At 34.8% G+C, this 15309-nt stretch carries 12 protein-coding genes; 9 read left to right on the top strand and 3 right to left on the bottom strand.

Annotation, left to right across the window (positions count from 1 at the left end; all coding sequences use genetic code 11):
• Entirely contained in the window at positions 1 to 4347 is a 4347-nt protein-coding gene (locus KEM10_RS07270; protein ID WP_212215315.1) for a hybrid sensor histidine kinase/response regulator, read from the bottom strand.
• Positions 4348 to 4525: 178 nt separating this feature from the next.
• Here KEM10_RS07270 and KEM10_RS07265 point away from each other — a divergent pair, with 178 nt between their 5' ends.
• Positions 4526 to 5485, top strand: a complete 960-nt coding sequence (locus KEM10_RS07265; protein ID WP_212215314.1) for a glycoside hydrolase family 43 protein — start codon at positions 4526 to 4528, stop codon at positions 5483 to 5485.
• Between the two features lie 68 nt (positions 5486 to 5553).
• Here KEM10_RS07265 and KEM10_RS07260 read toward each other — a convergent pair whose 3' ends face one another.
• Both KEM10_RS07260 and KEM10_RS07255 read right to left on the bottom strand, forming a co-directional pair.
• The gene (locus tag KEM10_RS07260; protein ID WP_212215313.1) at positions 5554 to 6369 is read right to left on the bottom strand and encodes a hypothetical protein; all 816 of its coding nucleotides are present in this window, start codon (positions 6367 to 6369) and stop codon (positions 5554 to 5556) included.
• Positions 6370 to 6495: 126 nt separating this feature from the next.
• Entirely contained in the window at positions 6496 to 6837 is a 342-nt protein-coding gene (locus KEM10_RS07255; protein WP_212215312.1) for a DUF6249 domain-containing protein, read from the bottom strand.
• Positions 6838 to 7062: 225 nt separating this feature from the next.
• Here KEM10_RS07255 and KEM10_RS07250 point away from each other — a divergent pair, with 225 nt between their 5' ends.
• The 8 genes from KEM10_RS07250 to KEM10_RS07215 all read left to right on the top strand — a co-directional run bounded on the left by KEM10_RS07250 (position 7063) and on the right by KEM10_RS07215 (position 15304).
• Positions 7063 to 7638: an RNA polymerase sigma factor gene (locus KEM10_RS07250; protein WP_212215311.1), complete on the top strand. Its 576-nt coding sequence runs from the start codon at positions 7063 to 7065 to the stop codon at positions 7636 to 7638.
• Between the two features lie 10 nt (positions 7639 to 7648).
• Positions 7649 to 8068 (top strand): hypothetical protein, encoded by a 420-nt coding sequence (locus tag KEM10_RS07245; RefSeq protein WP_212215310.1) that lies wholly within the window; start codon positions 7649 to 7651, stop codon positions 8066 to 8068.
• A gap of 95 nt (positions 8069 to 8163) precedes the next feature.
• Entirely contained in the window at positions 8164 to 8733 is a 570-nt protein-coding gene (locus KEM10_RS07240) for a hypothetical protein (protein ID WP_212215309.1), read from the top strand.
• A 90-nt stretch (positions 8734 to 8823) separates the two neighbouring features.
• Positions 8824 to 10548 (top strand): ATP-binding protein, encoded by a 1725-nt coding sequence (locus KEM10_RS07235; protein ID WP_212215308.1) that lies wholly within the window; start codon positions 8824 to 8826, stop codon positions 10546 to 10548.
• Positions 10545 to 11165, top strand: coding sequence for a response regulator transcription factor (locus KEM10_RS07230; protein ID WP_212215307.1), 621 nt, complete (start codon positions 10545 to 10547; stop codon positions 11163 to 11165). The genes KEM10_RS07235 and KEM10_RS07230 overlap by 4 nt, the downstream gene beginning before the upstream one ends.
• A gap of 168 nt (positions 11166 to 11333) precedes the next feature.
• On the top strand, positions 11334 to 11714 hold the full coding sequence (locus KEM10_RS07225) for a hypothetical protein (RefSeq protein ID WP_212215306.1): 381 nt from the start codon (positions 11334 to 11336) through the stop codon (positions 11712 to 11714).
• A gap of 328 nt (positions 11715 to 12042) precedes the next feature.
• Positions 12043 to 14532: an endonuclease MutS2 gene (locus KEM10_RS07220; protein WP_212215305.1), complete on the top strand. Its 2490-nt coding sequence runs from the start codon at positions 12043 to 12045 to the stop codon at positions 14530 to 14532.
• A 433-nt stretch (positions 14533 to 14965) separates the two neighbouring features.
• Positions 14966 to 15304: a hypothetical protein gene (locus tag KEM10_RS07215; RefSeq protein WP_212215304.1), complete on the top strand. Its 339-nt coding sequence runs from the start codon at positions 14966 to 14968 to the stop codon at positions 15302 to 15304.
• Positions 15305 to 15309: the final 5 nt, after the last annotated feature.

The following is a 15309-nucleotide window of genomic DNA, read 5'->3' as shown; positions in this document are numbered from 1 at the left end:
TTATTTTTTGGATGATTTCATTTCATTTGCTTTAGCAGTCTTCAGATCCTCAATTCCGAACTTTGAAGGAGCGCATCCAAACTGTGCCTTAAAACATTTACTAAAATAAAACGGATCTTCGATACCCACTTGCCATGACACCTCTGAAACGGTGTGTTTACGTTCAACCAGTAGTTCAGCGGCTTTTTTCATTCGCTTTATCTTAATTAACTCATTTGGCGAATAGCCTGTTAGACCCTTCACTTTTTTATAGAAGATAGTTCGCGAAAGACCTGCCAACTCAGTAAACTCAGTTACAGTAAAGTTAGCATCTGCCAAGTGCTGATCTACAATATCATTAATTAAGGTGTAGAATTCTTTATCTTTCTTTTCTTCACTAAGTGCTCCAATCTTCACATCAATATCTACAGAGAAACGTTTTTTCAACTTCTCTCTTTGATCAATCAAACCATAAATTCTTGACAACAAGTATTTAAGGCTAAATGGTTTCATAATATAGGCATCTGCTCCACTCTCACTCCCTTGTAATTTAATGGTATCAGACGACATGGCAGTAAGCAGAATGATAGGAATATGACTGGTTTCGAAATTCTCCTTTAATCTGCGGGTTACTTCCAATCCGTCCATCTCTGGCATTTTAACATCACAAATAATTAATGCTGGATTGATAGCAATTGCCTTTTCAAGGCCATCTTTTCCGTCAACGGCCAATTCAATATTAAAGTGATGCTTTAATTCCTCACTCAGGTACTCCCTTATATCGTAGTTATCATCAATAATTAGCAACTTTGAATTTGAAGGACTTGAAGGACGTTTGATATCTGATTCTACTTTTTGTTCTAATATTTTATCTGAGTTTTCAACTGTTGGCTTTGAATTCACATAGCGAACATCTTTATATAATTCTTCATTGGTTGGCAACTCAACCTTAAAAACAGAACCTCCACCTTCGTTGGGTTCATAACTTACTTTCCCCTGATGAGCTTCAACAAATTCCTTTACTAATTCTAAGCCTACACCCGTACCTTCAGCCGAAAAATTAACCTGCTTAAAACGACTAAAGAGCATATCTTTTTTCTCATTTGGAATTCCAATTCCAGTATCGGATACAGAAATAACACACTTGTTTTCATTCTCATTTTTTTTCAAACTAAACACAATGTGTCCATTGGCAGGCGTAAATTTAAAAGCATTTGATAGTAGGTTAAACAATATCTTTTCGAGCTTATTACGGTCTACATAGAAATACCACTTATCATCCAATCCTTCAAATTGATAATCTATTTCTTTTTGAAAGGCAATCTCCTTAAACTCATAATACACATTCAGTGCATATTCATTTATTTCTGTTTTTTCCAGGTTTAAGGTCAGGATGTTATTCTGTAACTTTCTAAATTCCAACAACTGATCAATCAAACGAGACATGTGTTGAGTATTTCTATTCAGCAAACCAAGGTGCCGCATAACAACTGGGGATAAGTCTTTCTGATCGTTAATACTTTCTAAAGCCCCTTTTATTAAAGTCAGAGGAGTTCTAAATTCATGCGAAACGTTGGTGAAGAAGCGTAACTTATAATCTGTCAGTTGCTTTTCCATCTTAACCGCCGAGTTCAGTTTATTAATGCGAAAAAGGAAACGTACAAAAATCAAACCCAACAAAGCAATTACAGTTACATATATAATAATAGCATATATCGATCTCCAAAAAGTAGGCAATACTGTAATTTGGCAGGTAGTTACCTCATTATTCCAGATTCCATCCGCATTAGCACCTTTTACCTTAAAAGTGTACTTACCAGCTGGCATATTCTTATAAGTTGCCCAATTATTACTGTTAGGCTTACTCCAAAATTGATCGTATGGCTCCAACTTATAAGAGTACTTATTCCGTTTCGGATCTGTCAAATCTAAACAAGCAAAATATAGCGAGAAGGTTCTCTGTTCACTCGTTAAAATTACTTCATCAGCATTACTAATCGACTCCTTTAAAGGAGATTTATTTTGCTTTTTTTCAATACGTTGATCAAACACAAATAAATCAGTTAACTGTACTTGAGGAACATCTTTGTTATCACTATCTAGTTCACCGGGAGCAAATACTAATAGACCATCCAAAGTACCCCACAATAAATCTCCATTATTATTTCGCAAACAAGCATTCTCACCATAAAAATTACCGTACGAACTATTGGAGAAATAATACGTGAGAAATGTCTTGGTTTCCTGATCAAACTGCGCCAAACCATTTTCCGTACCTACCCAAATCACACCATCTTCACTTTCCAGAATAGATGTAACAATATCGGAAGGCAAGCCCTCTTTTTTAGTGTATTTGATAAATGCTCCTTGCCTGTCGGGACTATAACGGTCGAACAAATTAAGACCACCACCCGCAGTACCAACCCATAACTGTCCCGAACTATCCTCATAAATTGTTTTGATATCGTTACAGTTTAAGCCAACCGGATGTCCGGTATTGTATGAATATATAGTATAAGCATTAGGATTGATAATTATTTCATCATAGGTAAAGCTTATTAAACCATCGTAGCTACCGGCCCAGATCTTGCCTTCTTTATCTTGAATCAGACAACGCACATAGCTTACATTACCTTTTCCACTAAGGAAATTCTTAAATTTAATTCTTCCATTTGCCTCTTCTACAAGGTCAATACCTCCACCAAATGAAGCAATCCAAATTCTTTTTTCGGAATCCTGAATGATATCAAAGATTGAGTTGTGACTGATGCTTGCGTCATCTGTTTCATTAGCGGTAAAATGGCGATAATGCTTAAATGTTTTTTTATCAATTACATAAATTCCATTTCCTTTTGTTCCAACCCAAATCCGACCTTTGTCATCTTCACAAACGGTATATGGGTTAATGTTCTTTTCAACAACTCGCTTAAAATTCATCTGGCTATCATACAGGTATAAACTACCATTTTTGGTTCCAAGCCATATATTAGAATCCGAATCCTGATAGATGATCCTAACATTATTTTTGGTCCCTATAGATCCTGATTTTTCCGGTCTGATGTATTCGGTATGATATTTTTTCTTAACTACTTTTATAACACCGGCATACTCACTACCGATCCATATATTACCATACTGATCATCAACAATAGACAATAAGTAATCCGATGCAGGACTATTCTCTAACGGATCATACGAATAATTGCGAAGTTGGTCATTTTCTACATCATATCTATACAATCCATTCCCATAGGTCGTTATCCAATAAATACCCTCGGCATCTATTAAAATATTAAAACGACCATCGTCAATCACATTAGCTACTTCAGGTTTTATCAGCTGAAACTGTTTGACTTCATCTTTTAATGAGTTATAATAGAATACTCTACCTGAATAATCATACACCCACAGACCATCTCGCTCATCAACAACAAATTGAGGTGCTCCCTTAAAACCTTGTTTCAGATTAAAAGCATTTTTTAAATAGGCACCCGATTCAATATCTACCTTATATAGCTCTTCATTAAGAGTGGAAACAACAAGATATTGTTTGTTCATTCTCTTCAAATCAAGAAATGTATCATCAACCGGGCTTCTAAACGGTGCTAAAAAAGATTTTCTGGTAGTACTATAGCGATAGATTGTTCCGCTAGAAGTTAAAAAATAGACGATTCCATTATCCTCAATAGCTTGACCGAAAATACCATTGGTATCGTTTTTAAAGAACTGTTCAATTTGGCCTTTAGAATCTATTTTATTTATGTCTGTTTCAGTTCCTATCCATATGTTTGAAGAGGAATCTTCAAACAGAAAGTATACATTCTCATTCGTAAATGGCTCTTCAGTATATGAGGAATGAAAGACTACTTCAGGAATATTCTTCTCTCCTAATATTAACTTCACACAACCTTTACCTCCCCATAGCCAAACGGCACCATCAGAAGTTTGCTTAAAGTGAGTATAGGGTAAAGGTATATTTCGGTCTTCGTATGAGAACTCAATAAATGTTTCATCATTGGGGTTATAACAACTAAACGAGTTCGCATAGGTTAAAATCCAAATGAAGCCATTATCATCTTCAAATATTCCTTTTACTCTTTGATCAGGAATATTATTGGCAACATTGGCATCAGGTTTATGGGTTATAAATCTATTTCCGTCATATCTGACCAAACCATCAAGTGTTCCAACCCATAAAAAGCCTTTATTATCCACCAAAATACTTCTCACCGTATTTTGAGATAAACCTTCTTTTGTACTAATCTGACTAAATGTAATTGTTTTTTGAGCACACAATGCCGATCCCCAAAAAATATAGAATATAAAAAAAGCTAAACCGAACCGTTCCCTTTTCACCATTTTATTCATAGTAAATGCAAATTTGGACATAAAATGAGCTTCCAAATATTACGAAAAAATAAAAGTATATAATATAATAAACATGCCGAAGAATATGTCATTTTTTTCAGTTCTTTGTATAATAATCCATGAATAAAAGTGCATGTAAAAGTACCTTGCACTTTAAATTTTATAATCTATAACAAACATGTTAAAGAAGAATTTAATAAAACTAAGCGTCATTCTTTTTATCTTTATGACTGGTTGCGCCAGCAATTCAAAAGATGTTTACCTTTTCTCCTATTTTGTTGGTAACGGTCAAGATGGCCTGCATCTTACCTATAGTTATGATGGACATCAATGGGAAACAATAAATAACGGCCAATCACTTCTAAAACCAATGGTTGGTAAGGATCGTTTGATGCGCGACCCAAGTATTGCGCAAGGTAAAGATGGTGTATTTCATATGGTTTGGACAACCGGTTGGTGGGATCAGGGTATTGGTTACGCCTCTTCAACAGACTTAATTAATTGGTCGGAACAGCAGAATATTCCTGTTATGGAGCATTTGGAAAGCACCCGAAATAGTTGGGCACCTGAGGTATTCTATGATGAAGCAGATGATTTATTCTATATTATTTGGGCTTCTACTGTTCCGGAGTTGTATCCTGAAATTGAAACATCGGCCAATGAAAAAGGATTAAATCACAGACAATATTATACAACTACTAAAGATTTCAAAACTTTTGCTCCAACGGAATTATTCTTCGATCCGGGTTTTAGTGTGATTGATGCTGCTATCTTAAAAACGGATTCGGATTACCTGATGGTTGTTAAAAACGAAATGTCTGTTCCGGTTGAAAAGAATTTGCGCATAACCAGAACGAAAGATTTAAAAGAAGGATTCCCAACTGAGGTATCAGAAAGCATATCAGGAAAATCGTGGGTTGAAGGTCCTACTCCATTACAAATTGGAGAGTATATGTACATCTATTTCGATAAATATCGAGAAAAGAAATACGGTGCTTTACGTTCAAAAGATGGACAGAACTGGGAAGATATTTCCGAGATGATCAATCTACCCAGAGGTATTCGTCACGGAACGGCCTTTAAAGTATCGGAAGACATTTTAAATAAACTCCTTGTATTAACTGAAGAATCACAGTAACCACAATAAAAAAAGACTTGCCCGGCCGGGCAAGTCTTTTTTCTCCTTAATCCATCTGTCTCCCTTACTTATTTTTGCATTGGAAAACTTTGTTCTCCAATCCATATTGTAGATGTGGTGTAATTTAATTCAATACCTGGCAATCCTTCAATAACTACTGCCATCTTCCCCTCTGTAATTTCTCTTGTTAAAACTTTAAAATAAAGAGGTTCGGTAATAGAAAGTGCATATTCAACACCTTTTGAGCTAACTCCTTTTTGTGTGCCGTCCAGCGCATATTCATCATCCCAAATATTAAAAGGAGTATCTGCTCCCTCTTTCCAGGTACGTGTTGAGTTTTGTTGATATTCAATTACAGCTCCGTCTTTTGTTACCTTGCCATCTGATATTACAACATTAAACTGTAGGCCTTCTCCCTCTGCATTTCCATTATTAGTTGCAATATGTGTACCTTCTACCTTATAGCCATTTTGGTAATAATCTTCAAAAGTAGTAGTATGTACGCTTCCCTCAGTGCGATACCAATTAGTTGATTCAATATGTAATTTACCTGATCGTAATACTCCATCCAAGCCAGTGATACCACCTCCAAAATCAACGGTTATATATTTTGGCCATTCATTAACACCATCGGTTTCGACAGTAATGACAGGCCCTTGTAAATTGGCTTTTAATTCTGCTGTCTCTTGCACTTCTGCACTTAAAACTGCTTCATCACAACTATTAGATGCATTTTGAAATTGCTTACTAACAATTGCATATTCTTGTAAAGCTTCTATTCCGTCATCCACCGAATTAAATTGTTCAATCTTCTCCTCAAGTTCGCAACTATTCAGCCCCCATAATGACAATACAGTAATAATCCCCAATACACTCTTTTTCATTTTACTAATAGTTTGTTGTTTTCCTGATCAGAATACGAGAAAAGAAGAAAATAGTTTTGATTAAATAAAAAAAGACTGTCTTATACAAACAGTCTTTTTTCATACACCCTTTTATAATACCTTAATTTATTCGTCATTAAGTTTTTTTTGAATCATATAAAAAAGCACTAAAGCTAATCCTCCAAATAACAATACCATAGAAAAATACGAAGCTGCATCATTCATCATTGTATAATTCTGTAGTACAGATCCCATCAATACTCCAATTGCTAATCCAACCATAAAAATGCCATATTTCAGACTTAAATAATGTTTGGGTTTACTATTCAACTGTTCAAAAATTGAAGCATCTTTTCCTGCAGCTATTAAAGCAGTGCGTTCTATTCTGCGCGTTCTGAAATATGCCAGTGCAATAATTATTGCAGGAATACCGCCGAAAATAAAGATAATTGCTAATGGTCCTTCCATGATTAAATATTTTAAGTTTTACATTTTTTTATTTGTTTACTCTCCCGGAGCGCTCATTCGTATGACGCCAGCTAAAAATAACCGGTTACAAAAAATATTCGTTTTTTTATCTTTTACCATTCCAATATCTCCTATTCCACTAAATACCTTGACCTTACTAATAAATCCAAATAACTTGCATTATAGGTGTAACCATTTTTTAATTCAAGGCGTCCTATTTTTTGAATGAGCAACAATAACGACATAGAGCTTATAAAAAACATCAAGAAAGGTGATGTAGCTGCCTTTGCACAGATTATTGATAAATACCAACATATGGCATTTACACTGGCAAAGGGAATTGTTAAAAATCAGGAAGAAGCTGAAGAAGTTACTCAGGATGCTTTTGTTAAGGCATATAAATCATTAAATAAATATAAAGGGGAAGCTTCTTTTTCAACCTGGCTCTATCGGATTGTTTATAATACTGCTATTTCAAAATTGCGTGGCAGAAAACCCGCCACCAAAGATTTGGATAGCAAAGAAGCTGTTCAATTCGAAGCTGACTATGCAGAAAACAATATGCATAGGCTGGAGTTACAGGAGCGTAAGAAGGTATTAAAACAAGCACTAAATAAGTTAAAAGAAGATGATGCTTTTATTTTAATTCTATACTATTATAAAGAACAAAGTGTTGAAGAAATTAGCAAAGCAACAGGCTTATCTGTTTCTAACATTAAAGTGAAGTTGCACAGAGGTAGAAAACAAATGCAGAACGAATTAAATACTTTGTTGAGAGGAGAATTAAACTCAATTTTATAAATTTGAGATGATGAATAGGAAGATAAATAACGATGAAGATAAGCTGATACGGGATCTGTTTAAGGATTTCACTCCTGAGGAAGCTCCAGCCTCCATCAAGCAAAACGCGATGAATCGGGTTTTACATGATTGGGTTGAAAAGCCTCAAACCTATCAGCCAATTATAAATAAGCAAAACAGATGGTGGGTTATTATTGCTGCCATGGCTGTTTTGGCCATTACCTTTTTAGCTGACGCTACTGTTATTCAACAATACTTAGGCGAATTTGGAATTAACACTAAAACACTTGACATTAGCTCTTTAAACAAAAGCTTTAAGCAGGTATTTACTATTTTCGCTCAAATACCATCAATGGTTTATTTCGTGGCAATTGGAATAGTATTTCTTTTAGGTTTAGATAAAATTCTAAATCGCCTGGCCAACTTGTAAATTAAAAAAGTAAACATAGAAAAGCGAATCTTATGGGGTTCGCTTTTTTATTATCTACCAATTGACACCCCATTGACTTTAATTATTTTTGCCATATGCAAAATATAGAACCATACAATCGCTGGGAAAATATATATAAGGCAAACGAAGATGTTAATTCACCATTCTACGGTCAGGTATTTGATGAGTATTTATGCAGAAATACTATTTACGATCATTACATCCACCCCAAATGGGATGAGTTTGGTTCTTCCACCTTATACCTTAAAATATTATATATCAATTATGAACTAAATTGTTGTATTATTGAATTAATGGGCGAATGGAACGATTGCCTGTACAACGACATCATGCACCTCAAACGTAATATTATTGAACATCTGGAAGATAATGGAATTCAAAAATTTGTACTCATTGGAGAAAACATCCTGAACTTTCATTACTCTGACGACTCCTACTACGAAGATTGGTTCAATGACATTGAAGATGGCTGGATTATGGCGGTTAATTTTAGAGAACATGTAATGGCCGAATTCGATAAAATCAACCTAAACTACTATATGCTATACGGCGGTCAGTTATCAGCTGTCAAATGGCGAACACTATCTCCTCTTAAGCTATTTGAAGCCCTCGATAACTATGCCGGTAGAATCTTAAACCCATAATGATGGGGCCAAGTCTAACAACTGCTTATAAATATCAACTTTTTATTTTATATTGTTACAGCTGAACAATAAAACCACAAACACAGCCCAATGCTAAGAAAAATACGAAACTTAAGCATACGATTTAAGATAGCACTTTTGCTAAATATTTTTGCTATCTCAATAATAGCATTGGTTTCTGTAGTTTTAGCTCAGCAGTTTAAAAATGCATTGCAGGAACGTATTTTATTGCAGCTTTCTTCCATCAGACATTTAAAAACCATTCAAATAGAACGAATATTAAATAGTCATATCCTGGAAATTCAAACCATGCATTCACATATCGATAACAGCGATTATTTGGATGCTTTGGCAGCTGACCGTTTTATACATATCGATTCCATCATCATCAATAATGAACTGGCAGAGAAAATGACTCTCATAAACGATTCCATCATTATTGAAGATATTAGTGCAAAGGTTAATGATGGGAAAATACATCTTGCCTATCATCTTGCACAGCAAAATCTTATTTATACATATTATTCTACTCCTCAATCTATACAGAATGTTCTATTTGAACGCACCGGAATGGGTGAAACAGGTGAAACTTACATTGTGGGTAATGATGGTTTCATGCGAAGCCAATCTCGTTTTTGGATAGACTCTATTCCAACAAAAATTGAAAGCCGAACCGAAGCTTTTATCACTGCTCAATCAAATGGTGAAGGTGTCACCAGACATTTAGATTACAGAAACAAAGAAGTGTTCAGTTCCTTTTCTCCATTTCATTTTCATGGATTAAAATGGATTGTCCTATCCGAAATTGATGTAAACGAAGCTCTTATGCCGCTAAAGGAAATGGAAAGGCGTATCTATTTTATCTCGGCGCTTATTGCCATAGGCATATTTATTTTATCCGGCATAATTGCATGGTTCATAGTTAATCCGGTACTAAAAATAAAAAGAGCTATTACCAGCATATCAAAAGGAGAAAAAACAACTATTCCGGTTTACCAGGCAAAAGATGAAATTGGTAGTTTATTCACAACGCTTGAATCATTAATAAACAACACCGAAGAAATAATTGATTTTGCTAATCACATTGCAAATGGCCAATTCAATAAAAACATGGTAATGCGCAGTGCTGATGATCGATTGGTTAGTAGTTTAAACAACATGAAAAACCAGCTGATTGAGATTCAAGAGCGTGAACGACAAGTGCAAAATAAAAGTCAGCGATTATTAATGGCCGGCGAAGAAAAAGAACGAGGTCGTTTAAGTAAGGAGCTTCACGACAGCATTGGACCTTTACTTACGAACCTTAAGCTTTTGATTTCACAAACCGATATTAATAATAAAATAGTTGAGGAACGGGTACAAAACATTATTGAAGAAGTGCGTAAAATATCTGTAAATCTAATGCCATCCGTATTAAAAGATTTCGGACTGATAGCCGCTACACAAAGTTTTATTGACCAACTTCCCAGTACCAACCAATGTCAAATCATCTTTATGTCCGATAAAGAAGATGAATCGAATATACCATTAGAATTATCACTTAATGCCTTTCGTATTATTCAGGAATCGATAAACAATGCTTTCAAACACGCACATGCCACTGAAATAAAATTATCAATAACCGAATTTGTTAACCAGGTTAATATATATATTGCAGATAATGGTATTGGATTTGACATGAATAAGGTTACCCTGGGTAACGGGCTGATGAATATAAAAGAACGTGTTCATATGTTTAAAGGTCATCTAGATATATCATCTGATAAAAGAGGTACAACTATTGAAATTGAATTTGAAACAAATCGACCACTATGATAAAAGTAAGTATAACCGACGACCATGATTTATTTAGAAGCGGCATTGCTATGCTACTTGAAAAGTCAAATACTATTGAAGTGGTGCACCAAACGGCTTCTGTTGAAGAATTACTGAATAAACTTGATGAATCGGAAGTTGATATTTGTTTGCTTGATATTTCAATGAACGAAACAAACGGCTTAGAGGCTTTATTGTTACTAAGAAAATCACATCCTTCAATCCGTAGCATTGTATTAACCATGCATAACGAAGGACAATATGTGGTTCAAGCCATTAGAAATGGTGCTTACGGCTATCTTCTTAAAGATTGTGGTCCGGAAGAATTAACCGAAGCGATTGAACAGGTATTTAATGGTAAAAAGTACTTTAATAAAGATGTATCACATCTAATGATTGAGGCGGTAAACATTGAAAGCAATACTCAAAAAATTTCAAAGCGCGAAAAAGAGGTATTAAAACTGGTTGCACAGGGATTAACCACCAAAGAAATTGCCGATCAATTATTTGTTAGTAAACGTACAATTGAAACACACAGAAGCAATATTTTAAAGAAACTTGACGTACAAAATACTGCAGAATTGATTACCAAGGCTACGCAACTAGGATTATTATAACACTCATTATCTGTCACTTAAAATACACCCAACAATTAAACTCAGTATAAATACGGATAATTCCCTACAGACTTACGCGTATTAAAATATACCAAAAAGGTGGAATTGATGTGCGCACCTTATACATCTACTTTTACATCAGAAAATAACAATAAAAAATAAGTAGATATGAAAAGTATTTTAGTAGTAGCTTTATTAAGCATCGCATCTTTATCTTTTGCTCAGAATCAAAACAGAGTATATGGTCCTAAGGCCAAAAACGAAAAAGTATGGATTAATAAATCAAACAAAAGTGAGGTAGTTACCAATAATAATGAAACAGTAACCGGCGGAAAAGCAAAGAACAACCAGGTTTGGGCAAAGAATTACAATGAATCAGAAACTGTAAAAGTTTCAGCCGATGAAAACAAGATGGCTTTGAAAGGTCCGAATGCTAAAAACTACAAACCTTATCAAAAGAAAACCATTAATTTGGATGAGATGCTGGAACAAAATCTGGTTGAAAACAGCGATTCAACAAATCAGCAAAACGAAATATTAATTGACTAATAGAAAGGCCTTCGGGCCTTTTTTTTTTGCTCTAAACTAAAATTTAGACATAAAAAAAGCCTGTCTTTGGGAGACAGGCGAGAAACATTCTAAGAAAAAAATTCTAACCTAAACCTCACACACATCCGAATGTTTCTATATTTGGGGACCAGGAGAGCCTTTTTTTTAAGTTGCAATATCAAAATTAAAGCCTTCCTGATGCGATGTCAATACCTTTATCCAAAAAAAATACGATTTTTTTGTCTTTTTTATTGATTCAGCTAAATGCCGAAACATTGATTACCTAAACGCTGTTTTATTTTTCTATTTTTGCAAAAAAATAAGTACAGTGATTTATCCTGCTAATTTCGAAGAGAAGATAAAGTTTAATCGCATTCGCGAGTACATCAAAAACAACTGCATGAGTAGCCTTGGAAAAGAGGTGGTAGATGAAATGCAGTTTAGTACCAATTTTGATGAGACACGTCAGAATCAATTGCAAACATTTGAATTCAGAAAAATTTGTCTGGAAGAGGATAACTTTCCCTTAAGTTACTTTATTGATGTTCGCGAACCCTTACTTCGCATACGCACTGAAGGCCGCTTTATGGAAGAGTCGGAACTGTTTGATTTACTTCGATCACTCACAACCATCAGCGATATTGTACGCTTTTTCAATAAAAAAGAAGACGAAGAATATCCCGAACTGAAAGCATTGGTAGCCAATGTCGCTGTTTTTCCCTTTTTGCAGGATAAAATTGATTTCTTATTAAATAAGTTTGGCAAGCTAAAAGATAACGCTTCGCCCGAATTAGCTCGAATTCGAAAAGAAATTCTTTCGAAACAGAACAGTATTTCCAGAAAATTAAGTGCCATATTACGGAAGGCAAAAAAAGATGGCCTTGTTGAAGCAGACGTAAATGTAGCCATTCGAGACGGACGTTCTGTTATTCCTATTCCATCTTCCAACAAACGAAAGCTGGGAGGGATTGTACAAGATGAATCAGCCACCGGAAAAACATCTTTTATTGAGCCAACAGAAATTGTAGAGATTAATAATGAAGTACGTGAATTAGAATATGCCGAACGTCGTGAGATTGTTCGTATTTTAATTGAAGTAGCTGATCAGATACGTCCCTATATCAATGATCTACTGGAATCATACCGTTTTATGGGAACCATTGATTTCATTAGAGCAAAGGCCAGGTTTGCCCTAAATATTGATGCAACTCTACCAGAATTTCATAATAGTCAGAGTTTTGAGTGGCGCGAGAGTAAGCACCCTTTACTGCATCTACAGTTTAAAGAATTAAAAAAAGAAGTTATACCGCTGGATATTGAATTAAAAGATCCCAAACAGCGTCTTCTATTAATATCTGGTCCTAACGCAGGTGGTAAATCAGTTTGTTTGCAAACAGTTGGCTTACTTCAATACATGTTTCAATGTGGTTGCTTGGTGCCCATGCACGAAGGATCAAAAATGGGATTCTTTCAAGATATCTTTATCGACATTGGCGATGAACAATCCATTGAAAACGACCTAAGTACATACAGTTCTCATCTATTCAATATGAAACATTTTTTACGTTACAGTAAAAAAGAAACATTGATTTTGATTGATGAGTTTGGTACAGGTACTGAGCCTATGTTAGGTGGAGCCATTGCCGAAAGTGTGCTGGAGCAATTGAACCAACAAGGTGTATATGGAGTTATCACAACCCATTACACCAATCTGAAACATATGGCTTCACAAACTGAAGGCATTGAAAATGGAGCGATGCTTTTCGACACCGGTAGAATAATGCCGTTGTATAAATTACAAATAGCTCAACCCGGATCATCTTTTGCCTTTGAAATAGCACGTAAAATAGGACTACCGGAAAGTATTCTTAGCAGTGCCAAAGATAAAATTGGTCAGGAGCATGTTGATTACGATAAAAACTTGCGTGAAATAGTTCGTGACAAACGCTATTGGGAGCAAAAGAGAAATACCATCCGCATTAATGAAAAAAAGCTTGGCGATGTTCTAGAACGCTACCAGCTCGAGCTTCAGAATATTAAGAAAGAAAGAAAAGATGTAATGGAAAAGGCCCGACTGGAAGCTGATCAGCTTCTGTCAAATGCCAATAAAGAAATTGAAAAAACCATCCGTACCATTAAAGAAACTCAAGCTGAAAAAGAAAAAACTAAGCTGGCTCGTAAGAAACTGGATGATTTTAAAGAAAAAGCATCAGACAAAAAGGAGAATGATGCTAAAATAGAGAAGAAAATTCGTCAGATACAAGATCGCGAAAAGCGCAAGGCTAAACGAAAAGACGAGAAAGAACAAGCAGCTGAACAACCAATCAACAAACCGAAAAAGATTGTAGTTGAAACCATTGTTAAAGGAGATACAGTAAAGCTCGAAGGCCAATCTCTTCCGGGTGAGGTTCTATCTGTAAATGGTAAAGAAGCAACTGTTGCTTTTGGTAATATTCAAACCAAGGTAAAAGTCAATCGCCTTAAAAAAGTGAAAACGGGCAAAAAACCATCTTCACAAACCAATAATCAAACTATTTCCAATGTATCAAACAAGGTACGGGAGCGAAAACTTAGCTTTAAACCCGATATTGACCTGAGAGGATATCGTGCCGAGGAGGCTATTCAAATGGTTATTAATCACATTGACGAGGCTGTCATTTGCGAAGCTCACGAGTTAAAAATACTTCATGGTAAAGGTAATGGTATACTTCGTACTTTAATAAGAGAACAATTGGCTACCATTCCGTTTGTACATAAGTTCCGCGATGCCCATATTCAGGAAGGAGGAAGTGGAATTACCATTGTTGAACTAGAATAAAAAAACTGATAATTTTTTCAAAAAAAGCCTGTGGCCCTATTTGGTGCTACAGGTTTTTTTTATTACTTGTTGATAGATAAATTTAATATTAAATAAACACTTTAGTAATAGTCAAACAACTATACAACAATACGTTCGAAACACTAATTAAGATTAACTATTTCCTCACTCAAAGAGGAAAGTGATGTTTTAAGTTAAACGCATAATTGTAATTAACTAATGTCTGATTTTTATTCATTAAATTTATTTAGAAACCTTACCCCAAAATGAATGGTAATTAAATTTGATTTGATTACCTGAATATTTTATAAAATCACAAACCTTTTATAAAGTAGTATAGTAAAACAATAAAAGCTTGAAAGGCAAGCTAAGAGAGCAATCTATTAATTTTCAGTGTTAAAGAGAAACATGTTTATCGATTAATTGTATAGCTATGAGCAACAAACCAAGAATAATAAAGGACTACAAAAAATTGGACGATGCCATTAAGGAACAAATAAAATTAACTTACCCTTATGGCTTCAGCGAAAATCTTATCAGATTTTCCTACAAGGATGGCCAAATGATTAGCGCGCTTCCTTTTGAAACAGATGATAGTTATTTTCTGGTAAAAATGAGTACTGTTGAAGCAGAACAAATCATTGAAGATGATGATGACTACAATGATGATGGAAATCTGAAAAGCAGCGCAAAAGAAGATTACTCAGAAAAATATGCCGATGTAGATTACATGAAAGAAGTAATTGAAGAGGATGACATGGAAGATGATTAATTCAT

The sequence above is a fragment of the Carboxylicivirga linearis genome, from assembly GCF_018271995.1.
In the GTDB taxonomy this organism is placed as follows: Bacteria; Bacteroidota; Bacteroidia; order Bacteroidales; family Marinilabiliaceae; genus Carboxylicivirga; species Carboxylicivirga linearis.
Note: the sequence above shows the minus strand (reverse complement) of the source record. Positions and strands in the feature narration are given on the sequence as shown.

Bases quoted from the DNA above. Each gene is read 5' to 3' on its own strand.
- KEM10_RS07235 (WP_212215308.1), top strand. From the start codon at position 8,824: ATGCTAAGAAAAATACGAAACTTAAGCATACGATTTAAGATAGCACTT.
- KEM10_RS07250 (WP_212215311.1), top strand. From the start codon at position 7,063: ATGAGCAACAATAACGACATAGAGCTTATAAAAAACATCAAGAAAGGT.
- KEM10_RS07270 (WP_212215315.1), bottom strand. From the start codon at position 4,347: ATGAATAAAATGGTGAAAAGGGAACGGTTCGGTTTAGCTTTTTTTATA.
- KEM10_RS07245 (WP_212215310.1), top strand. From the start codon at position 7,649: ATGAATAGGAAGATAAATAACGATGAAGATAAGCTGATACGGGATCTG.
- KEM10_RS07230 (WP_212215307.1), top strand. From the start codon at position 10,545: ATGATAAAAGTAAGTATAACCGACGACCATGATTTATTTAGAAGCGGC.
- KEM10_RS07265 (WP_212215314.1), top strand. From the start codon at position 4,526: ATGTTAAAGAAGAATTTAATAAAACTAAGCGTCATTCTTTTTATCTTT.
- KEM10_RS07215 (WP_212215304.1), top strand. From the start codon at position 14,966: ATGAGCAACAAACCAAGAATAATAAAGGACTACAAAAAATTGGACGAT.
- KEM10_RS07260 (WP_212215313.1), bottom strand. From the start codon at position 6,369: ATGAAAAAGAGTGTATTGGGGATTATTACTGTATTGTCATTATGGGGG.
- KEM10_RS07225 (WP_212215306.1), top strand. From the start codon at position 11,334: ATGAAAAGTATTTTAGTAGTAGCTTTATTAAGCATCGCATCTTTATCT.
- KEM10_RS07255 (WP_212215312.1), bottom strand. From the start codon at position 6,837: ATGGAAGGACCATTAGCAATTATCTTTATTTTCGGCGGTATTCCTGCA.
- KEM10_RS07240 (WP_212215309.1), top strand. From the start codon at position 8,164: ATGCAAAATATAGAACCATACAATCGCTGGGAAAATATATATAAGGCA.